This is a genomic window from Jannaschia halovivens (assembly GCF_046452375.1).
GTDB classification, from domain to species: domain Bacteria; phylum Pseudomonadota; class Alphaproteobacteria; order Rhodobacterales; family Rhodobacteraceae; genus Jannaschia; species Jannaschia halovivens.
Map to the genome: position 1 here is coordinate 769566 of NZ_JBKFDJ010000002.1, position 19343 is coordinate 788908.

Below are 19343 nucleotides of genomic sequence, written 5' to 3' on the forward strand. Positions count from 1 at the left end.
CTATCGGTCCAGCGCGTAATCGACGAACTCGGTGCGCTGGATGGCGCGGAGATTGTCGTCTGAGATGAGGGTCACGCGCAGCCGATCCGCTGCGTCGCGCCAGACCGAGATGCCTTCGAGGTTGTCATGCGCCGCGAGCCCGCTCTCGATCTCGGTCCGCCCGTCGCCGCCGTCGAGGTCGAAGCTGCGGACGCGGCTGCGGAACCCGATCAGCGCGAAATCCCGTTCAAGCACATAGAGCCGTCCGTCCGGCCCTATATCCGCCCCGGCCACGAGGTAGCGCCCGTCGCGCGGCAAATGGAACGCCACGGCCCAGTCGGTGCCGTCAAAGCGCCAGACCGGGAAGGGTCGGTTCAGCGCGCCCGACCGCTCGGGGATGGCATAGAGACGGCCCTCGGCATCGGCGGCCAGCGCCTCGAGGCCTGAATTGTCCTGAAGCCCCTCGAACGCGTCGGGCTGTTCGAAGCGTTCGGGCGCGCCCGCGATGTCGGAATGCCGCATCACGCGGTGCACGCCCTCGTAGCTGACGTAGAAGGCTTCCCCGGCGCGCGCGATGCCCTCGGCGTCGCGCTCCAGACCGCGCAAGTCGTCCCCGGTGGACCGCAGGAGCGGGCCGCGATCGGCGACCGTCACACCCGAGACGGCCCCGGCGGCATCGCGCGACACCGTGCCACGCACCCATCCGCCCCGGTCCGACAGCACGACGAACCCGGCGCCGTCGGCATCCAGCCACAGCGCCGAGAACCCGCCCGCCCCGTGCCATTCGGGGCGCCACGTATGGCTCCCGAGATAGTCGGCGGCAGAGGCGGGTCCTGCGATCAGCGCGAGGGCGCAGAGAGTACGGAGGCGCATTGCTGCGGCAGATCGGCGAGCCGAAGTTCGCGGCGCGGAGTCGGCGCGGGGGCGTTGGGATCGGGCGGCGGCGGGTTCAGGATGTTGGCCTGCCATTCCCGCGCCTCGGCGCAGCCGTCGCCGCGGGGCGGCGGGTCCTGGTCGACGCAGCCACGCGCGCCGCGCGGACAGGCAATGCGGACATGCATGTGATAGTGATGCCCGTACCAGGGACGCACCTTGCGCAGCCAGTCGCGGTTGCCGGTTTCGTCCTCGCACATCTGCACCTTGGCGCCCGGGAAGATGAAGATCCGGGCCGTGCGACGATCCTGTGCCGCCTTCTTGACCAGCTCGTGCTGGCCGCGGGACCAGTTGGAATTGACGTAGGCCCCTTCGGCCCGGCGCATCGACACGGCGCTGATGTTCTCACGCTGCCGGCGGCTAAGCGTCATGTCGGTCGCCGGATAGAGCCAGATGTCGGCGTCGAGCCCGATCTGGTGACTGCGGTGTCCGGTCAGCATCGGGCCGCCGCGCGGCTGGCTCAGGTCGCCCACATAGATGCCGCCCCAGCCGATGCGGTTCATGTGCCGCCCGACCTCCTGCACGAGGTCGATCAGTTCGGGATGGCCCCAGTTGCGGTTGCGGCTGAGGCGCATGGCCTGCCAGCTGTCCCCGGTTTCGGGAAGCTGCACGAGACCGGCGGCGCATCCCCGCGCATAGCTGCCGAAGGGTTCGGGCGACTGCGCCGAGGGGCGCGACTGCGCGCCGAATTGCTCCTTGGCGAGCTGGGCCTGCGCCGGCAGCGCCAAGAGCAGCGATATCAGACAGATGAGGGTCGTGCGGACCATGCGGCTTCCCCTTCAGGTTTCACCCAGAGTAGCAGGATCAGCCCGCCGATGAACAGGCCCGCGATGGGCAGGATGCCGAGTTGCTGGCTGCCCGAGGCGAGCGTCACCCAGCCAATCAGGAACGGCGCGAGGAAGGCCGTCGCCTTGCCCGCGAGCGCGTAGAGGCCGAAGCCTTCCGTGATCCGGTCGGGGTTGGCCTGCCGGACCAGCATCGTGCGGCTGGAAGCCTGGAGCGAGCCGCCCGCCGCGCCGATCACGGCACCGATCACGTAGAAGGCGGTCGTCGGCAGGGAAGAGCCTTCGGCGACCGGCAGGCCCAGCACCGAGGTCGGCGAGACCGTGACCACCGCGACCGTCGCGAGGAGCAGTGCCAGCACGCAGCCGACGATCACGGGCTTCGGCCCGCGCGCCCGGTCAAGCCGCCCGCCGATCCACGCGAAGATCGCGCCGGTGACGGCCGCGAGGATGCCGAACACGCCGACATCGATCACCGACCAGCCGAGCACGCCGACCGCGTAGATGCCCCCGAAGGTATAGAGCCCGTTGAGCGCGTCGCGGTAGAACATCGAGGCCCCGAGATAGGCAGTGAAGCCCGGCGTCTCCGGCAGGCGGCGAAGCGTATCGCCCAGCGCCCTTAGTGCGCGCCCCAGAGGGATGCCCTGCACCGCCGCCCGGCGCACCGGACGGACCCAGAGGAAGAACGGGATCATGAAGACCGCGTACCAGATCGCGGTGAACGGCCCGACGAAGCGGGTGCCCTCGCGCGTCTCTGGGTCCAGCCCGAAGAGCGGCGGCTGACCCAGCAGGGTCACGCCCGACGCGTTCTCGGCGAAGAGCAGCAGCATGATGACCAGCGCGATCACCCCGCCGACATAGCCCAGCGCCCAGCCGCTGCCGGAGATGCGGCCGATCTCGTCCCGCGGACCCAGCGTGGGCAGCATCGCGTTGGTGAAGATCGTCGCGAATTCCATGCCGATCAGCCCGAGGCAGAAGGCCACGAGGATCAGCGTCACGCCGTCCGCGTCGGGCACCGCCCACCAAAGCGCCGCCGCGCCGAGGATGTAGAGCCCCGAGAAGAACCAGATCCAGCCCAGATGCCGCCCCGACGCGTCGGCCAATGCGCCGAGCACCGGCGCCAGCAGCGCGATGGCGAGGCCCGCAAATCCGATGGCGAAGCCCCACATCGACTGCGCGGCGACCGGGTCGCCGACGACGGTCGCGAAATACGGCCCGAAGATGAAGGTCAGAAGGAGCGTGTTGTAGGGCTGCGACGCGAAGTCGAACATCATCCAGCCGCGCACCCGCTTGCGCAGGGCCCCGGCGTCCGTTTCGGTGGTCATGGCCGTCTCCCCGGTCGTCCCGGCGACCTTGGTCGGGAAAGCACGCTCATGCAACGCTCGCGTGACAGCCCGTTAGGCGGCGGCGGGCCGTTCCGGGGGCCAGGGTCGCGTGGCCTCGGCCTCGATCCATGCCGCGACCCAGTCGGGCAGCGCGGGCGGGGCCGCGTCCTCGCCCATGGCGGTCAGCACCTCGGTGGTCGGCACGGCACGGCCGCCGGCCACAACTGCCGTCCGCAGAAGCGCCTGGCTGCAACAGGTGCCCGCGACCCACATGTCCTGCACGATATAGACGAAGCGCGCGTCCCAGCCGACGACACGGGTGCGCATCTCGATCTTCTGGAAGGCGGTCACGCGCTTGCGATAGCGCACGCTCGTCCCTGCCACGGCGAGGCCCCAACGCTTCTCCCGAAGGACGCCCGAAAGGCCCATCCGGACCCCGGCCCCGAAGCGTCCGAGGTCGTAGAGCGTCAGCGTGCGGCCGTTGTTCATCTCCATGAACCCGTCGAGATCCCAGGGCCAGCAGCGGTGATGCGAGACATGCACGTCGCGAAGCCCGAGAGGGGGCAAGCCCCGCGCGCGGGCGAGTTGATGGGCGAGTCGCAGGAACGGATACATGGAGCCGTCCTCCGGCTGGACGCGCGCGGCGTCAACCCGAACGCGGCGTCCGGTTGCTATGGCCCCTCGCCGCGCCTAGATCGGGGGCGCAACCACAGGAACCGCCCATGACCTCGCTCTTCCAGATTATCATGATGCTGCTCTCGGTGGCGCAGACGATCATCATCGTCCACATCATCATGTCCTGGTTGATCCAGTTCGGGGTGCTGAACCTCGGCCAACCGATCGTCGCCCAGATCTGGGACGGCCTGAACCGCCTGCTCGAGCCGATCTACGGCCCGATCCGGCGCGCGCTGCCGCAGATGGGCGGTCTCGACCTCGCGCCGCTCATAGTCATCCTCGGGATCTTCGTGCTGCGGACCGTGCTGATCAACAACGCGCCGGCCTTCTACTGACATCCGCCTCGCCGGTCAGCCGGACCCGTACCCGGACCGCGCGTTCACCCAGTCGCGGATATAGGCGTGGTGGTCTGACCAATCCTCCCACGCCGCCTGCGCCCAGGCCCGAACCTTCGCTGCGTGGGACGGGGTGCCGGCATGGGGCGCCACCTCGTCAACCGTGATGCGGTACGCCTTCGGTGGGTCCAGCCGGCGAAGCGTCATCTTGCTCCGCATGAACTCCAGCATCGCGGCATTGATCTCGCGCGACGGGCGCGATGTCTCGAACTCAACATGGAGCCGGGCAAGATGAAGGCCCCGCGACCGCACCGCGCGCGGATCGTCATCGGGGCCCGGATGCTGGATCGCCCATGTGTCCACCGTCAGGCGATGCACGTCCATGAGAACGGCGGATTCGTACTCCGCAGCCAACAGGCGACAGAACGCCGCGAAACAGGCGGGCGACGACTGCAGGTAGCCGTGGACGGGACCGTCGAGCGGCTCATACCGCGCCCCGCATCCGATAAATCGTTCCATGTGCCCGTCCCCGCCGATGCGGGCGGGCCGGTCCGTCGCGGCAGGATTATCCCGCCCGCGACCCGCGTCACCCCAGCATCGAGGTCTCGATGCGAGGCTCGGCTTCGGCCTTTCCGCTCCGGTCCTGATGACCCTGGACCGCGACACCCGCAAGGATCGCGATCACCAGAAGGATCAGCCGCAGGTTCTGTGTCGTCTCGCGCGTCATGATCGCCCCTCCTGAACCGTTCGGTCTACCTTCACGCGGCGGGCGGCGGCTTGCAAATCACGCCCGCGTGACGGCAGCCTCCCGCCTATGGACAAGATCAGTACACACGAGGCCGAGGAGGACGCGCGCAACGCCGGTATCCTCATCTGGATCGACGGAACCCTGACGGCGCGGCCCGACGCGAAGGTCTCGGTCTATGACAGCGGGTTCATGCTGGGCGACGGCGTCTGGGAGGGGCTGCGCCTCTACGATGGGCGCTGGACCTTCCCCGACGAGCATATCGCCCGGCTCTTCGAGGCGGCGAAGGCGATCGACCTCGATATCGGCCGCAGCTCCGACGACGTGCTGGCCGCCCTCGAGGAGACGCGCGCCGCCAATGGCATGGAGACGGACGCCCACGCCCGGCTGATGGTCACGCGCGGCGTGAAGCGCCTGCCGTTCCAGCACCCGCGCCTTTCGGTTTCGGGGCCGACCATGGTCATCATCATGGAGCATTCGCGCCCGAAGATCCCCCGCCCCGTGTCGCTCGCCACCGTGCCGCACCTGCGCGGATTGCCGATGACGCAGGACCCCAAGCTGAACTCGCATTCCAAGCTCAACTGCATCCTCGCCTGCATCGCCGCCGAGAAGGCCGGCGCGGACGAGGCCCTGATGCTGGACGTGCATGGCTTCGTGAATACGACCAATGCGTGCAACTTCTTCATCGTACGCCGCGGCGCGGTTTGGACCTCGACCGGGGACTACTGCATGAACGGGATCACGCGGCAGAAGGTGATCGACCTCTGCCGCGCGAACGACATCCCGGTCTTCGAGCGCAATTTCTCGCTGGTCGACACCTATGGAGCTGACGAGGCGTTCCTGACCGGCACCTTCGGCGCGCAGACGCCCGTGGGCATGATCGACGGTCGCGTGATTGGAACCGGTGAGCTCGGCCCCGTGACGGAGCGGCTCCGGAAACTCTACAAGACGTTGGTCAGCGTCTAGCCGCTCCGCGCGCCGCGCCGGTCCGACCGCCCTGCCGTAAGGCGGAACCGATCGCTGCCGCCATGTGCACGGCCTATGCCCGTGCCGACCGGTGCAGCCCTTGACCCGGCCCGATCTCGGGCGGACGGTCGCGACGACCACCCTTCGCTCTCAACCGCTCGGACACCTCATGCGAATCGTCACCTGGTCCGGTCCCCGGAACCTCTCCACGGCCATGATGTATGCCTTCGGGAACCGGCCCGATTTCACCGTCATGGACGAGCCGTTCTACGCCGCCTATCTCGCCGCGACCGGAAGCGATCATCCGATGCGCGACGCGATTCTCGAAAGTCAGCCCATCGACCCCGCCGAGGTCGCGCGGGTCTGCGCGCGGGATGGCGACCCGCATGTCTACCAAAAGCACATGGCGCATCACATGGCCGCCGGGATGCCGCTCGACTGGGCCGAGGGCGCGGTCCATGTGCACCTGATCCGCCACCCGGCCCGCGTCATCGCGAGCTACGGCGAGAAGCGGGACGAGATAACCGAGAACGGCATCGCCTTCGCCGCGCAGGCGACGCTCTACGACCGGCTGGGTGGGATCGTCATCGACACGGCCGACCTGCGGGACGACCCGCAAGCGATGCTGCGGGCGCTCTGCGCCGAGATCGGATTGCCCTGGACGGACGCGATGCTGTCCTGGCCTGCCGGCGGGCATCGCGCGGACGGGGTCTGGGCGCCCCATTGGTACGGCGCGGTCCATCGCTCCACCGGTTTCGCGGGGCCCGAGGGGCCCCTGCCGGACGTGGACCGGGGCGACCTCATGGCGGCGGCACTGCCGTTCTACGGGGCATTGCGCGAACGGCGCTTGATCGCCGCGCGGTAGATTGGCCGCATGACCTCGCGGCGCATCTTGGCCCAGCCGGGCACCCGCGCCTGGATGACGCTGCCGCCCACGGCCTCGGATTGCTCGGTGGCGCCCGACGGCCAGAGGACCAGCGGAACGACCCCCGTGATCCAGTGCATCTGGAGCGTCGTGTCGATCGGACGGTCAAATTGATCGGTTGCGTCCAGAAGCCGGGTCGCGGCGTCGCGCGTGAAGAGGTTGAACGTGGTCCGCAAAGGCACGACCTCGGGGCGGATCAGGGCGATCTCGCCGTCGGAGGCGACCGTTTCCCCCGGACCGGGCGGGCGCGTCTGGAACTGCACGAACCCCTCGCAGGGATGGGCTTCGGCCAGCGCGATGGCGCGACGCAGCGGCTCCGGCTCGATCCCGGCATCGTCCTCGATCACCAGCGCCGCATCCCAGCCGGCCTCGACGATCCGCGTCCATGCGGCGCGGTGGCTGAGGAAACACGCGATCTCGCCGGGATTGGCCTCGAACGGATAGCGCGGGCGGTGCAGGCCCGCGACGTAGCGTGCGGCCAGCGCTTCGGGGGTCAGCGCGCGCCCGTCGACCGCGTCCAGGATCTCGGCCGGAACCGGGCAATCCTCGATCAGGCGGTCCACCTGTGCCCGACGCTGGGTGGCGCGGGCCAGATGGACGATGAGCGCAGCCTCGACCTTCATCGCGTCCCCCCGTCCCAGAGCATATCATAAACGGCGCCGATCCCCGCCACTTCCCGGTCGATGCCGAATTCGGCGACGGCGCGGGCCCGCGCCGCGCGACCAGCCTCGGGATCGTCCAGAAGATCGGGCAGGGCCAGCGCCGCCGCTTCGGGCACGCCGTCGCCTTCGGGCAGGATACGCCCCGCCTGCGCGCCCACGAACCGCGCGAAATGACCGGTATCGGTGGCGAGGAACGGCACGCCCGAGGCCATCGCCTCGAGCGGCGTCATCCCGTAGCCTTCGTAACGCGGCAGGGCGACCAGCGCCGACAATGCGCGCATCAGGCGGGGCAGATCGCCCGCCGCGACCTCGCCCGGAAAGAGGATGCGGTCCGCCAGTCCAGCCGCCGCGACCCGCGCGCGCAGGTCCGCCTCGAACGCGGCATGTCCGCGTCCGGCCTGCCCGATCACCAGCGCGGTCAGTCCGGGGCGGGTCGGCAGCAGCCGCAGCATCGCCTCGACGAAGCGGTCGGTGCCCTTTTCCGGGCGGATGCGCCCGATCGCGGCCACGCCATGGGTGCCGCCATAGCCCGTCGCGGCCCACGCGGCGGCGCGGTCCTCGGTAGGCGCCCAGCGGTCGGTGTCCACCCCGTGGGGCACGACGGCACGCACATGCGGCACGTAGGTCGCGGCGGCCTCGGTCGTGGCGATGACCGCATCCATCCGCGAGATCAGCCAGCGGGGCCAGGCCGAATGGCGGCGCTGCGCGGCGGAGGTGAAGACGAGCCGGATCGGCAGGCGCAGCACGTCCCGCGCCCAGATCCCGGCCTGCATCTCGGGGTTGCGGCGTACATGCCAGATCGCGAAGGGGCGGTCGCCGTGCTCGCGGCTCTGCGCGCGCGCCTCGGCCAGCGTGATCGGCGCCGGGCAATCCGGCAGCGCGCGTCCCGCCAGCGCCATGTCGTAGCGCCCGGCCTGAAGGCGGACGACCCCGGCGGCCGTGGCCGAGACGCCGGTGAAGTTCGGATTGAAGTTCGTGACGATCAGCTCGGCCATGCCCCGCTATGGCCATCCCGCCCGCGCTTTGGCAAGAACCGCCCATGATCACCGCGCGCCTCCTCGGGGGTCTGGGCAACCAGATGTTCCAATACGCCACCGGTCGCGCGCTGGCCCTGCGGCACGGGACCGATCTGGCGCTCGATGCACGCGAGACCGATGCCAAGGGCGGGCACTGGCGCAATGGTCTGGACGCGTTCCGCATCGCCACCGCGCCGCCTGCCGACCTGCCGCCCGATCGAAGCCGCCATCCCCTCCGCTACGGCCTCTGGCGCGCGACGACGCGAAGGCTCCTGCGGCAAGCGGGACCCGGCTACGATCCGCGCATCGCGGCGGCGCCGGATGGCACGTATCTGCACGGATATTTCCAGTCCGAGCGCTACTTCGCGGATCATGCCGACACGATCCGTACCGAGCTGTCGCTGGCCCAGGCCCTGCCGCCCGCCGCAGAGGCCGTGGCGGAGACAATCCGCGCCGAACCGAATGCCGTCTCGCTTCATGTCCGGCGCGGCGACTACCTGACCTCGGGGGCCTATGGCGCCTGCGACGCCCCATATTACGCGCGCGCCGTCGGGGCCCTGCGGTCGGAGCGTCTCGACTTGCGCGTCTACGCGTTCAGCGACGACCCGGCTTGGGTACGCGAAAACCTGACGCTCGACGCCCCGATGGAGGTGATCGACCTGCCCGGCACCGGGCCCGAGGTGGACATGACGCTGATGTCCCTCTGCCGCGACCACGTCATCGCCAACTCGACCTTCAGCTGGTGGGGCGCGTGGTTGAACCCGCGCACCACGAAGCGTGTCATCGCGCCGAAGGTCTGGTTCAGCGATCCGGCGATGACCAATCCCGACCTGATCCCCGACGACTGGATCCGGGTCTAGGCGAAGACCCGGCGCAGCACGCCCGCCAGCGCCGCGAACGCGTCGTCCAGCGGGTAGTGCTGGTTCCCGATAAAGAGGCCGTGGGCGTCGATCAGGTCGGCATTCGCGAGTTCGCCGTGGATGGAATAATCGAAATGTTTCTCGACCACCTCGTTGCGGGCGAAGTTGCCGGCGACGATGGGCCGGCATTCGATCCCCGCCTCGGTCAGCGCATTCACCAGCACCTTGCGGGCCACGCCCGCCGACGGGTCCAGAACCATCGAGAAGCCAAACCAGCTGTTCTCGCCGATCTCCTGCTGCATCCGAACCTTAGGGAACGCCTGCATCATCGCGCGGAAGCGGTCGGCATTGGCCCGCCGCTCGCGGACCAGCATCGGCAGCTTGGCGATCTGCGCCTGCCCCAGCGCGCCCGACATCTCGAGCGGGCGCAGGTTGTAGCCCGGCAGCACGAAGCGGAAGCTCTCGGTGAAGGGGTCGTCGCCCTTGGTGCCGGTGACGTGGTTGGGCGAGGGCAGGTTGCGCGTCCAGCCATGGGCCCGGACCGACAGCATGATGTGGTAGAGTTCCTCGTCATCGGTACAGACGAGCCCGCCCTCCATGGTCGAGATATGGTGCGAGAAGAAGCTCGAATAGCTGCCCGCGATCCCGAAGGTGCCGCATTGCTTGCCGCCCAGCGTGGCCCCCATCGACTCGCAATTGTCCTCCATCACGAGGATGTCGCGCCCGCCGACGATCGCATCGATCCGGTTGAAATCGTTCGGATTGCCCAGCAGGTTCACCACGAGGATCAGGCGCGTCTTGTCCGTGACCGCAGCCTCCAGCGCGTCGAGGTCGTAGTTCAGCGTGTCCGCGTCGATATCCACGAACTTCACGTGGCAGCCGTATTGCTGGAACGGGTAGTAGCTGGTCGACCACGACACGGCAGGCACGATCACCTCGTCGCCGGGCATCAGCGGCCGGGAATGATAGCGCAGCGCGCCCACGATCAGCAGGTTTGCCGATGAGCCGGAATTGACCATGACGCAGTGCTTCGACCCCATCGCGGCGGCGAACTGCTCCTCGAAGGCGCGGACCTCCTTGCCCATGGAATAGAAGCCGGACGCGATCACGCGCTGCATGGCGTCGTGTTCGGCCTGGTCCCAGGACGAGGTGGCGAGCGGCAGGATCGTGTCAGGCATGGGCGGCCTCCGTCTGGGCGCGATAGGTGTCGATGGTCGCGGCCAGCCCGTCGCGCAGGCCGATCCGCGGCGTCCAGCCCAGCGCCCGCAGGCGCGACGAATCCATCAGCTTGCGGGCCATCCCGTCGGGCTTGGTCTTGTCCTTCACGATCTTTCCCGCGAAGCCGGTCAGCTCGGCGATGAGTTCGGCCAGCTCGAGGATCGAGACCTCCTCGCCGGTGCCGACATTGATGTGCTCGGGCGCGTCGTAGTGCTTGAGGAGAAAGACCAGCGCGTCGGCGCAGTCATCGGCATGCATGAACTCGCGCCGCGCGGACCCCGTGCCCCAGATCACCACGTCGGGGGCGCCCGTCCGCACGGCCTCCACGAACTTCACGATCAGCGCGGGGATGACGTGGCCGGCGGAGAGGTCGAAATTGTCGCCCGGACCGAAGAGGTTCGTCGGCATGGCCGAGATGTAGTGCCGTCCGTGCTGCCGCCAGAGATATTGGCAAGCCCGGATGCCCGCGATCTTGGCCAGCGCGTAGCCCTCGTTCGTGGGCTCCAGCGGGCCGGTCATCAGATGCTCTTCGCGCATCGGCTGGGGGCTGTCCTTCGGGTAGATGCAGGACGAGCCCAGAAACAGCAGGCGTTCGCAGCCCGTGCCGTGCGCGGCTTCGATCACGTTGGTCTGGATGGCGAGGTTCTGGTTCAGGAAATCCGCCGGATAGGCCGTGTTCGCGCCGATCCCGCCGACGCGCGCGGCGGCGAGGATGACGGCATCGGGCCGCTCGCGGTCGAACCAGGCTTCGACATCCGCCTGACGTGTCAGGTCGAGATCGGTCCGCCCCGTCGTCAGGACGGTGCAGGGCTCCTCGGACAGGCGGCGGACCAGCGCGCCGCCCACCATGCCGGTGGCGCCCGCGACATAGACCCGCTTGCCCGAGAGGTCGAAGGCGTCAGCCACGCAGGTTCTCCAGCCGCGCCTCGGCCAAATCGGCCTCGACCATCTCGGCCACCAGCGTCTCGAACGGCGTCTGCGGCGTCCAGCCCAGCTTCTCGCGGGCCTTCGCGGCGTCGCCAAGAAGGGTTTCCACCTCGGCGGGACGGAAATAGCGCGGATCGACCTCGACGATGACCCGGCCCTCGCCGTCGCGGCCGACCTCGTCCAGCCCCTCGCCTTCGAACGTGACCTCCATGTCCAGCGCCGCGCAGGCCGCGCGAACGAAATCGCGCACCGAGTACTGCACGCCGGTGGCGATCACGAAATCCTCGGGCGTGTCCTGCTGCAGCATGAGCCACATCATTTCCACGTAGTCGCGCGCATGGCCCCAGTCGCGCTTGGCGTCCATGTTCCCGAGCTTCAGGACGTCGCCGGTCCCCAGCTTCAGGCGGGCCAGCGCGCGGGTGATCTTGCGGGTCACGAAGGTCTCGCCCCGGAGCGGGCTCTCGTGGTTGAAGAGGATGCCGTTACACGCGAAGAGGTCGTAGGCCTCGCGGTAGTTCACCGTGATCCAGTAGGCGTAGAGCTTGGCCACCGCGTAGGGCGAGCGGGGGTAGAACGGCGTCGTCTCGCGCTGCGGCGTCTCCTGGACGAGACCGTAGAGCTCGGAGGTCGAGGCCTGGTAGAACCGGGTCGGGAGTTCGAGGAACCGTATGGCCTCCAGAAGGCGCAAAGGCCCCAGCGCATCGGAATTGGCGGTGTATTCCGGCTCCTCGAAGGAGACGGCGACGTGGGATTGTGCGGCGAGGTTGTAGACTTCGTCCGGCTTCACCGAGGACAGGATCCGCGTCAGCGAGGACGAATCCGTCATGTCGCCGTGGTGCAGGATGAACCGCCCTTCCTGTCCCGGCGCGCCGTCGAACAGGTGGTCGATCCGCGCCGTGTTGAAGAGTGAGGTGCGCCGCTTGATCCCATGCACCTCGTAGCCCTTGTCGAGCAGGAACTCCGAAAGATAGGCGCCGTCCTGGCCGGTGATGCCGGTGATGAGTGCGCGCTTCATGATGTCTCCTTCGCCCCGTCTGGGCTTGGTCCTAGTGCCGGGGGTGCCCCGCGTCGAGGGCGGGCGTCCTAGCCGTTGCGACCTTCCTGCCGGGCGAAGCGGCGGGCGCGACGTTCGGATTTCAGGCGTTCGTTGATCTCGACGAAGCGGTGCATCCGCAGTTCGATCTTGGGATCGATCTTCAGAAGCAGAGACCGGAACGCCCATTGCGGGATGCTGCCCCGCGTCCCCGGCTCGGGCCAGAGCGAGCGCTCGGACCGGATCACGTGACGCTGTCCGGGCTTGGCCACCGGCATCTCGTAGGCCGCCCGTGCCGCACGTGCCATCAGCCCGGCGAGGTTCCATTCGTGCAGCATCGCGTCGCGCGCGATCCTCAGGTCCGGCAGTGCCGCCTCCCAGCGCCCGCTCTCGATATCGGCGACCATGTCGCGCGCGGCGCCGTCGGGGTCGTCGAGGTCGAGGACCCGGCGCGCCCCCTCGGGGATGTAGCGCTCGGTGTTGGTGCAGCCGGCATAGAACGGGAAGGTCCAGGTCAGGAGCGGGTCGGACAGTTTCTCGGTGAAGGTATCCGGGCCGCCGCCGTTCTCCAGCGCAAGGTGATACTTGTAGGGCAACAGCGCATCGGCCTTGTCGTCCACCGAGCGGATGCCCCGCCCGAAGATCTCCAACCGGTCAGGGATCAGCTCCTTCAGGCGTTCGAGGAACTTGAGCCTGCGGCGGTGATAATCGGTCGAGGTCTTGTCGGAGGTGACGACGCTGATCTTGTCGAGCTTGCCCTCGGGCACCTCGAGCGCGGACCAGTGGTCGTAGCCGAGCACCGGCTTCGACGCCGCATCCTCGCCGAAGGGCACGCCGACGAACCACATCGACGCGTAGTTCTCCTGCCACTTCACGGTGTCGAGCGCCTTCTCGGTCGGCGAGACGACGATGCCGAACTGGTCGAGAAAGCCCTTGGAGTAGGGATGGATCACGTCCGGCTCGCCCGCGATGAAGACCGTCCGCTCCTTGGGGAGATGTGTCGGGATCGAATAGCTGGCCCGGATATGGACGATCAGGACGTCGGCATCATCGGGCAGGTCCATCCCGAAGGTGAAGTGGACGTCGTCCCAGACCATGCGCTCGCCCGGAAACTGCTTGGCCAGCCCGCCGCCATAGGTGGCGAAGACATGGGCTCGGAGGGTGGGCTTTTCGCTCATGTCGCGTCGTCTCCGAATTGCAGGCGGTGCAGTTGGGTATAGTGGCCGTCCGCCGCAAGCAACTGGGCATGGCTGCCCCGCTCGACCACGCGACCCTGATCGAGCACGACGATCTGGTCGGCGTCGCGGATCGTCGACAGGCGGTGGGCGATGACGAGCGTCGTGCGCGCCTCCGACAGCCGGGCCAGCGCGGTCTGCACGAGCCGTTCGGACTTGGTGTCCAGCGCGCTCGTCGCCTCGTCGAGCAGCAGGATCGGCGTGTCGCGCAGGAGCGCCCGCGCGATGGCGACCCGCTGGCGCTGGCCGCCCGAGAGGTTCGAGCCGCGCGGCCCGGCCTCGGTGTCCAGTCCCGCGGGCAGGTCGTCCACGAAATCGCTGACATGGGCGGCGTCGAGCGCGGCCCGCAGCCGTGCATCGGGAATGTCGCCGCGCCCGAGGAGAAGGTTCTCGCGCAGGGTCTCGTCGAAGAGAAGCGTGTCCTGGCTGACGACCGAGAAGAGACCGCGCAGATCCTTGATGCCCCAGTCGCGGATATCGCGGCCGCCGATCGTCACCCTGCCCGATTCCGGGTCGATGAGCCGGGTCAGCACGTTGAAGAGCGTCGACTTCCCCGCGCCCGACTGTCCGACCAGCGCCGTCGTCGTGCCCTGCGGCACCTCGAAGGACACGCCGCGCAGCACCGGGTTGTCGCCATAGGCGAGGCGGACATCGTCGAACGCGACGGTCGTGTCGTCGGGGCGCAGGACGGCTGGGGTCGCGGGCTCGAGGATCGTGGGCACGGTGTCGCGCAGCGCGTAGATCCGCTCGAGCGAGGCGATCATCTGCTGCCAGAGTGCCGACATGCTGGCCAGCCGCCGAAGCGGCTGGAAGGCCAGCGACATCGCGGTGAAGAAGGACATGAACTCGCCGATGGTCTTCTCGCCCGCGATGATCTGCGGCCCGCCATAGAGCAGCACCGCGAGGAACCCGAGCCCGACCGCGACATCGACCAGCGCGGGCACCGTGGCCTGCCCTGCCTGTGTGCGCACGGTGGCGCGCACCATCTCCTCGGTGGCGGCCCGGAAGCGCTGTTCCTGGTAGCCTTCCATCGCGTTCAGCTTGATCGGCGTGATGCCGTGGAAGATCTCGTCGAGCCGCGTCGTCCGCCGCCCCGCGATGTCGCGCAGCGCGATGGATTTCCGGCGGATATACCGCTGGACGATCAGGCTCGGCGCCACGAGAAGCGGCGCGCCGACGATCGCGACGAGGGTCCAAACCGGGTCCACGAGGATCGCGACCACCATCAGCGACACGAGACCCACCGCGTCGCGCCCGACATTGGTGATGATCGCGGTCCACATCGTCTGGATGGCCTGCACGTCGCCCTGCACCCGCTCGATCAGGGTGCCGGGCGAGGTCGCGCTGAAATACGCGCTGTCGAGCCGGAGGACGTGGTTCAGCAGATCCTGCTGAAGGCGCGAGGACGCGGTGAACGCCACCCGCGCCATGATGATGCGCTGCGCGACCCCCGCCACGCCCCTGAGCGCGAAGAGCCCGAAGATCGCAGCCCCCACGACCCAGATCATTTCGGAGCGGCCCGCGACGAAGACCACGTCGAACATCGGCTCCAGCATCCAGGCCAGCAGGCCGACGGTGCTTCCCTCGACCGCCATCAGGAGGGCGGCCAGAAGGATCCACCAGAGGTGGCGACGCAGATATCCCGTCCAGAGGCGGGCGAACGGGTTGCGGGTCTGGTCCAAGCGGCCTCCGGGCGGGTCCAAGGGGCAGTAGCGCAGGACGCCCGCGACGGGCAAGCTGGCGCGATGGGCTACGAAGGCGACAGCTTCTTCACGCTGACGGCGTCGGAACGGGCGGGGCTCGTCCTCGTGGCGCTCGCGCTCTGGGCGGCAGCGATCGCCGTGGCGCGCCGCCTTCCGGGGCCTCGCGGGCTGCGGATCGCGGGGGCCCTGGCGCTCGGCTGGGCGGTCCTCTGGCTCTCACCGCAGCTCTTCTATCTCTACTATCTCGCGATCTTCGACGGGCTCCCGTGGCAAGTCGTCATCGGAACGCCGCCCGCGCCCCTCGATTTCGGACGGCTCCTGACCTTCACCGGACGCGCGACGCTCGCCGCGCATTCTCAGGGGGTCTTGATCTGGTCGCTCGTGCTGGTGGCCTGGGTCTCGCCCGGACGCGGCGTCAGGCCGTAGGGCGCGGCCAGGGCCCAGACATGCGCGGGCACTATGTGCTTCATGCGGCCGGGCATCGCGCGCCGCAGATGCAGGATCGTCTCGATGGCCTTCATCTCCAGCCGGGCGCGCGCGAACTCCATCCCGCGCGGGCCGATCCGCGGTTGCAGCCATGCCACGATGGGGCGCGCCCAACCCGGCATCCGGCGAAGCGGCAGCCCGCCCGCCGCCCGCTCCACGTTGGCGGCAAAGCCGGTCACGGCCCCCGCCCGCTTGCCCCGCGTGGTCAGCGGACGGATCGCGATGTCGTCGCCCAGTGCGCCGAGCATCTCGGCCCCCCGCGCATTCCGCACGATCACCCACTGGTCCCCATCGCCCGCCATGTAGCCGACCGTGATATCGGCCAGCCGGTTGGTGTAATCGGTGCAGGTCCGGCAGGTCATCGGGAAGAAATCCGGCGGCAGATCGGCCAGAGGAAGCTTCAGGAACGGGATCAGCCGTACGCCGCCGTCGCGGAACCGCATCTCGACGCGGTAATCGGCGCGGAACTCGAGATAGGTGACATCGCCGGGCCGGTCGGTCAGCCGTCCAAGGAAGTCGTGGAACCGGTCGATGGTCGTGTTGTCCGAACAGGGCGTCCCGATGACGTAGAGCCGCTCGAGCCCCAGTTCCGCCTCGATGGCGCGGAGCGCGTGGACCTGGCAGGGGATGCCCACCAGCGCGATCCGTCCGTGCCCCGCGTCGATCGCCGGCTCGAGCAGCGCGAGAAGCGGCGAGAACCCCATCCGCATCCCCCGGACCTGCGCCATGTCGGCGGGGTCCGTCACGATGACCGGCACCCCCCGGAACGGATCGTCCGGTGCGGGCGCCAGCGTCAGGACGGCGGTGACCGTCCCGGTCTCCAGAAGGCGCGCGGCAAGCGCGGTTGTGATCCCGGTCCACTGCGCGCCCGGCTTCGGCGGCACCATCGCGGCGCGGTGCATGGCGAGGTGCGGGCCGAAATGCGCGTCCCCGCCGCTCCGGCCATGTGCGGCGGCCTCGCGGGCCGGGAAGTCCGGCACCGTGAACTGGCAAGCCGTGCCGCAGCGGGGCGCGAGCGCCATCCGCGACAGGCCGCAATCGGTGCACATCGCGCCGCGCGGCGCAGGGGGAGCGAGTTCGGGGGCTTGGAGCGGGAGGGTAGGCATGGCCCCACCCTGCGTGGGCGGGGCGGCGGCGTCCACCACCCGCGCGCCGACGCGAGCCGTCTTGCCGCGACCGCCGCCCCGTGCCACGGCTGCGCCCATGAAGACCGGCATCGCGATCCTGACCCTCGGCTACGTGCTATCGCAGTTCTACCGCGCCTTCCTCGCCGTCCTAGCCCCCGACCTGACCGCCGATCTCGGCATCGCCGCCGCCGATCTCAGCCGCGCCTCGGGGATCTGGTTCCTTGTCTTCGCCGCGATGCAGATCCCGGTCGGCTGGGCGCTGGACCGGATCGGCCCCCGGACAACCGCCGCGATCCTGCTGGGCGTCTGCGGGGCGGGCGGTGCCGCTCTATTCGCCGTCGCCACCGCGCGCTGGCAAATCGAGGTCGCGATGGGCCTGATCGGCGCGGGCTGCGCGCCGGTACTGATGGCCAGCTACTACATCTTCGCGCGGGTCTACCCGGCGGCGGTCTTCGCCACGCTGGCGGGAGTGCTGATCGGGGTCGGCTCGCTGGGCAATATCGCGGCCTCGGTGCCGCTCGACTGGGCGGCGGAGGCGCTGGGCTGGCGGGGCGCGATGTGGGCACTGGCGGCGGTTACGGCCCTGACGGCGGTGGGCACATGGCTGCTGGTCCGCGATCCCGAGGCGGCCGAGGGCGCGGTCGCGGGATCGCTTCTCGACCTTCTGCGCATTCCGGCGATGTGGGCGATCCTGCCGATGATGCTGGTCAACTACGCGCCCGCCGCCGGGCTGCGTGGCCTCTGGGCCGGACCCTACATATCCGAGATCTACGACCCCGCGCTGGTCGGCGCGGTGACGCTGGCGATGGGCCTCGCCATGATCGCGGGCAACTTCGCCTACGGCCCGATGGACCGCATCTTCGGTACGCGAAAATGGGTCGTCTTCGCGGGCAATCTCTCGGGCGGGATCTGCTGCGCGATCCTCTGGGCGGTGCCGATGCCGGGGCTCTGGACGGCGGCGTTGCTCCTGGCGGCGATCGGGGCCTTCGGCTCCAGCTTCCCGATGCTGGTCGCCCATGGCCGCGCCTTCTTTCCGCCCGCGCTGGTGGGGCGGGGTGTCACGCTGATGAACCTTTTCGGGATCGGCGGGGTCGGGCTGATGCAATTCGCCACCGGCCCGATCCACGCGGCGGCCGGCGGCGGGCTCGACGGCTACCGCGCGCTGTTCGGGGTCTTCGCGCTGGCGCTCTTGGCGGGTTGTGCGGTCTATCTCCTGGCGCCCGACAAGACGGACTGACCCGGCCGCGCCTCTCACTCGGTCGCGGCATCCTCAAGCATCATATGCCAAAGGCCGTCCATATCGGCGAGGCGCTGCGCCGGGTTGCCCGAAACCGCATTCATGTAAGAGCCGAGCCACGCCAGATAGCCGACCCGCGCCCGTATCCGCGCGTCTTCCTGCGCGATGCCGGCCTCGGTCGCGAGGCGGGCCATGTACCCGATCCGGCGCTCGTCGATCCGCTCGAGGATATCGAGCGCCCCGGCGTCATCCTTGGCCCAGGCCCGTATCCCGATTTCGAACCGGCCGTCATCTGTGGCGCAAGTCCGAAGCAGACGGAGCAACCGCGCCGCCGGAGCGCCGCCCGCGGCCTCGTTCTCGGCGATGGTCGCTTCGGTGTTCGTCGCGTCCCACCGGTCGATCACCGCCCGGAGCAGCGCCTGGCGGTCCTTGAAGTGCCAGTAGAAGCTGCCGCGCGTGATCCCCAGGGCCTTCGCCAGCGGATCGACCCGGATCGCACCGACCCCGCCCCGCTCGAACGCGACATAGGCCGCATCGATCCAGGCGTCCGGTCCCAGTCGTAACTCCGGTGGCGCGTCCATACAGACTGTATTGACTTCGGTGGCGGGACAATCAATGTCTATCTCCGTACATACTGTATGGAGATAGACATGCATCGTGTCGCAGCCTTGGCAACAAGCCTCTTCGCCGCTCTGGTCGCGGGCCCGGCCCCGGCCGTCGCGCAGGACCGGACCGCCACAGAAGACCGGAACGTCGCGATCGTGGAACGCCTGTTCGACGATGGCTGGGGCGCCCGCCCTGGCTGGGAGGCGGTGTGGCGCGCCCATCTCGCCCCGGATGTCCGGACGTTCTTCCACGCCTTCCCGCCGACCGACGGGCGCGCGCCCGCGATCGCGTTCAACCGGGATCTCTTCGCGGGGTTTCCCGATCTCCACATGTCCATCGAGGACGTCGTGGCCGAGGGCGACACCGTCATCGTGCGGGGACGTCTGACCGGGCGTCACGATGGCCCCTTCCTCGGCATCCCCGCCTCTGGCGCATCGGTCGACGTCCCGGACGTCACGCTGTTCCGGCTGCGGGACGAGAAGGTCATCGAAAGCCGCTACTTCACCGATCTCCTCGCCGTCATGACGGCCATCGGCGCCATCCCTGCGATGCGATAGGCGCGGCGCAG

The 19343-nt window shown here is 69.1% G+C and carries 22 protein-coding genes; 7 read left to right on the forward strand and 15 right to left on the reverse strand.

Going from position 1 to position 19343, the window contains the following annotated elements; translation table 11 throughout:
- The 4 genes from ACK8OR_RS17325 to ACK8OR_RS17340 form a co-directional block, all read right to left on the reverse strand.
- Window positions 1-852, reverse strand: a complete 852-nt coding sequence (locus tag ACK8OR_RS17325; protein WP_410190629.1) for an esterase-like activity of phytase family protein — start codon at window positions 850-852, stop codon at window positions 1-3.
- Window positions 819-1679: a penicillin-insensitive murein endopeptidase gene (gene mepA / locus ACK8OR_RS17330; protein ID WP_410190630.1), complete on the reverse strand. Its 861-nt coding sequence runs from the start codon at window positions 1677-1679 to the stop codon at window positions 819-821. Before mepA ends, ACK8OR_RS17325 begins: the two co-directional genes overlap by 34 nt.
- Window positions 1652-3019: an MFS transporter gene (locus ACK8OR_RS17335; RefSeq protein ID WP_410190631.1), complete on the reverse strand. Its 1368-nt coding sequence runs from the start codon at window positions 3017-3019 to the stop codon at window positions 1652-1654. The genes mepA and ACK8OR_RS17335 overlap by 28 nt, the downstream gene beginning before the upstream one ends.
- A gap of 72 nt (window positions 3020-3091) precedes the next feature.
- On the reverse strand, window positions 3092-3634 hold the full coding sequence (locus ACK8OR_RS17340) for an acyl-CoA thioesterase (RefSeq protein ID WP_410190632.1): 543 nt from the start codon (window positions 3632-3634) through the stop codon (window positions 3092-3094).
- Between the two features lie 107 nt (window positions 3635-3741).
- Between ACK8OR_RS17340 and ACK8OR_RS17345 the strand changes: the two genes are divergently transcribed.
- Window positions 3742-4029: a YggT family protein gene (locus ACK8OR_RS17345; RefSeq protein WP_410190633.1), complete on the forward strand. Its 288-nt coding sequence runs from the start codon at window positions 3742-3744 to the stop codon at window positions 4027-4029.
- Between the two features lie 15 nt (window positions 4030-4044).
- Here the strand turns inward: ACK8OR_RS17345 and ACK8OR_RS17350 are convergent, their stop codons facing one another.
- Window positions 4045-4548 carry a DUF5946 family protein gene (locus ACK8OR_RS17350; RefSeq protein WP_410190634.1) on the reverse strand — a complete coding sequence of 168 codons (504 nt, stop codon included), beginning with the start codon at window positions 4546-4548 and terminating at the stop codon, window positions 4045-4047.
- A 67-nt stretch (window positions 4549-4615) separates the two neighbouring features.
- Window positions 4616-4756 carry a hypothetical protein gene (locus ACK8OR_RS17355; RefSeq protein ID WP_410190635.1) on the reverse strand — a complete coding sequence of 47 codons (141 nt, stop codon included), beginning with the start codon at window positions 4754-4756 and terminating at the stop codon, window positions 4616-4618.
- Window positions 4757-4843: 87 nt separating this feature from the next.
- On the opposite strand from ACK8OR_RS17355, the gene ACK8OR_RS17360 reads away from it, so the two are divergent.
- Together ACK8OR_RS17360 and ACK8OR_RS17365 are read left to right on the forward strand one after the other, a co-directional pair.
- On the forward strand, window positions 4844-5740 hold the full coding sequence (locus ACK8OR_RS17360; RefSeq protein ID WP_410190636.1) for an aminotransferase class IV: 897 nt from the start codon (window positions 4844-4846) through the stop codon (window positions 5738-5740).
- 169 nt (window positions 5741-5909) lie between these two features.
- Complete coding sequence (locus ACK8OR_RS17365; RefSeq protein WP_410190637.1) at window positions 5910-6605, forward strand: sulfotransferase-like domain-containing protein; 696 nt, start codon at window positions 5910-5912, stop codon at window positions 6603-6605.
- Here ACK8OR_RS17365 and ACK8OR_RS17370 read toward each other — a convergent pair.
- Window positions 6563-7288, reverse strand: a complete 726-nt coding sequence (locus ACK8OR_RS17370) for a glycosyltransferase family 25 protein (RefSeq protein ID WP_410190638.1) — start codon at window positions 7286-7288, stop codon at window positions 6563-6565. The genes ACK8OR_RS17365 and ACK8OR_RS17370 overlap by 43 nt on opposite strands.
- On the reverse strand, window positions 7285-8322 hold the full coding sequence (locus ACK8OR_RS17375) for a glycosyltransferase family 4 protein (RefSeq protein ID WP_410190639.1): 1038 nt from the start codon (window positions 8320-8322) through the stop codon (window positions 7285-7287). The genes ACK8OR_RS17370 and ACK8OR_RS17375 overlap by 4 nt, the downstream gene beginning before the upstream one ends.
- Before the next feature lie 44 nt (window positions 8323-8366).
- On the opposite strand from ACK8OR_RS17375, the gene ACK8OR_RS17380 reads away from it, so the two are divergent.
- Window positions 8367-9203, forward strand: a complete 837-nt coding sequence (locus ACK8OR_RS17380; RefSeq protein ID WP_410190640.1) for an alpha-1,2-fucosyltransferase — start codon at window positions 8367-8369, stop codon at window positions 9201-9203.
- On the opposite strand, the gene ACK8OR_RS17385 is transcribed toward ACK8OR_RS17380, so the two are convergent.
- The 5 genes from ACK8OR_RS17385 to ACK8OR_RS17405 all read right to left on the reverse strand — a co-directional run bounded on the left by ACK8OR_RS17385 (window position 9200) and on the right by ACK8OR_RS17405 (window position 15298).
- Complete coding sequence (locus ACK8OR_RS17385) at window positions 9200-10381, reverse strand: DegT/DnrJ/EryC1/StrS family aminotransferase (protein ID WP_410190641.1); 1182 nt, start codon at window positions 10379-10381, stop codon at window positions 9200-9202. The two genes, ACK8OR_RS17380 and ACK8OR_RS17385, sit on opposite strands and share 4 nt — an antisense overlap.
- The gene (locus ACK8OR_RS17390; RefSeq protein ID WP_410190642.1) at window positions 10374-11327 is read right to left on the reverse strand and encodes a GDP-L-fucose synthase family protein; all 954 of its coding nucleotides are present in this window, start codon (window positions 11325-11327) and stop codon (window positions 10374-10376) included. The genes ACK8OR_RS17385 and ACK8OR_RS17390 overlap by 8 nt, the downstream gene beginning before the upstream one ends.
- Window positions 11320-12363, reverse strand: coding sequence for a GDP-mannose 4,6-dehydratase (gene gmd, locus ACK8OR_RS17395; RefSeq protein ID WP_410190643.1), 1044 nt, complete (start codon window positions 12361-12363; stop codon window positions 11320-11322). The genes ACK8OR_RS17390 and gmd overlap by 8 nt, the downstream gene beginning before the upstream one ends.
- Window positions 12364-12431: 68 nt before the next feature.
- A complete protein-coding gene (locus tag ACK8OR_RS17400; protein ID WP_410190644.1) occupies window positions 12432-13559 on the reverse strand; it encodes a glycosyltransferase family 10 domain-containing protein in 1128 nt (375 codons plus the stop codon).
- Window positions 13556-15298 carry an ABC transporter ATP-binding protein gene (locus ACK8OR_RS17405; protein ID WP_410190645.1) on the reverse strand — a complete coding sequence of 581 codons (1743 nt, stop codon included), beginning with the start codon at window positions 15296-15298 and terminating at the stop codon, window positions 13556-13558. Before ACK8OR_RS17405 ends, ACK8OR_RS17400 begins: the two co-directional genes overlap by 4 nt.
- A gap of 63 nt (window positions 15299-15361) precedes the next feature.
- Here ACK8OR_RS17405 and ACK8OR_RS17410 point away from each other — a divergent pair, with 63 nt between their 5' ends.
- The gene (locus ACK8OR_RS17410; RefSeq protein ID WP_410190646.1) at window positions 15362-15745 is read left to right on the forward strand and encodes a hypothetical protein; all 384 of its coding nucleotides are present in this window, start codon (window positions 15362-15364) and stop codon (window positions 15743-15745) included.
- Here ACK8OR_RS17410 and ACK8OR_RS17415 read toward each other — a convergent pair.
- The gene (locus ACK8OR_RS17415; protein WP_410190647.1) at window positions 15676-16911 is read right to left on the reverse strand and encodes a Coenzyme F420 hydrogenase/dehydrogenase, beta subunit C-terminal domain; all 1236 of its coding nucleotides are present in this window, start codon (window positions 16909-16911) and stop codon (window positions 15676-15678) included. The two genes, ACK8OR_RS17410 and ACK8OR_RS17415, sit on opposite strands and share 70 nt — an antisense overlap.
- Window positions 16912-17008: 97 nt before the next feature.
- Here ACK8OR_RS17415 and ACK8OR_RS17420 point away from each other — a divergent pair, with 97 nt between their 5' ends.
- Complete coding sequence (locus ACK8OR_RS17420) at window positions 17009-18169, forward strand: MFS transporter (protein ID WP_410190648.1); 1161 nt, start codon at window positions 17009-17011, stop codon at window positions 18167-18169.
- Window positions 18170-18183: 14 nt separating this feature from the next.
- Here the strand turns inward: ACK8OR_RS17420 and ACK8OR_RS17425 are convergent, their stop codons facing one another.
- Window positions 18184-18750, reverse strand: coding sequence for a TetR/AcrR family transcriptional regulator (locus ACK8OR_RS17425; RefSeq protein WP_410190649.1), 567 nt, complete (start codon window positions 18748-18750; stop codon window positions 18184-18186).
- Window positions 18751-18819: 69 nt separating this feature from the next.
- Between ACK8OR_RS17425 and ACK8OR_RS17430 the strand changes: the two genes are divergently transcribed.
- Window positions 18820-19332: an ester cyclase gene (locus tag ACK8OR_RS17430; RefSeq protein ID WP_410190650.1), complete on the forward strand. Its 513-nt coding sequence runs from the start codon at window positions 18820-18822 to the stop codon at window positions 19330-19332.
- Window positions 19333-19343: the final 11 nt, after the last annotated feature.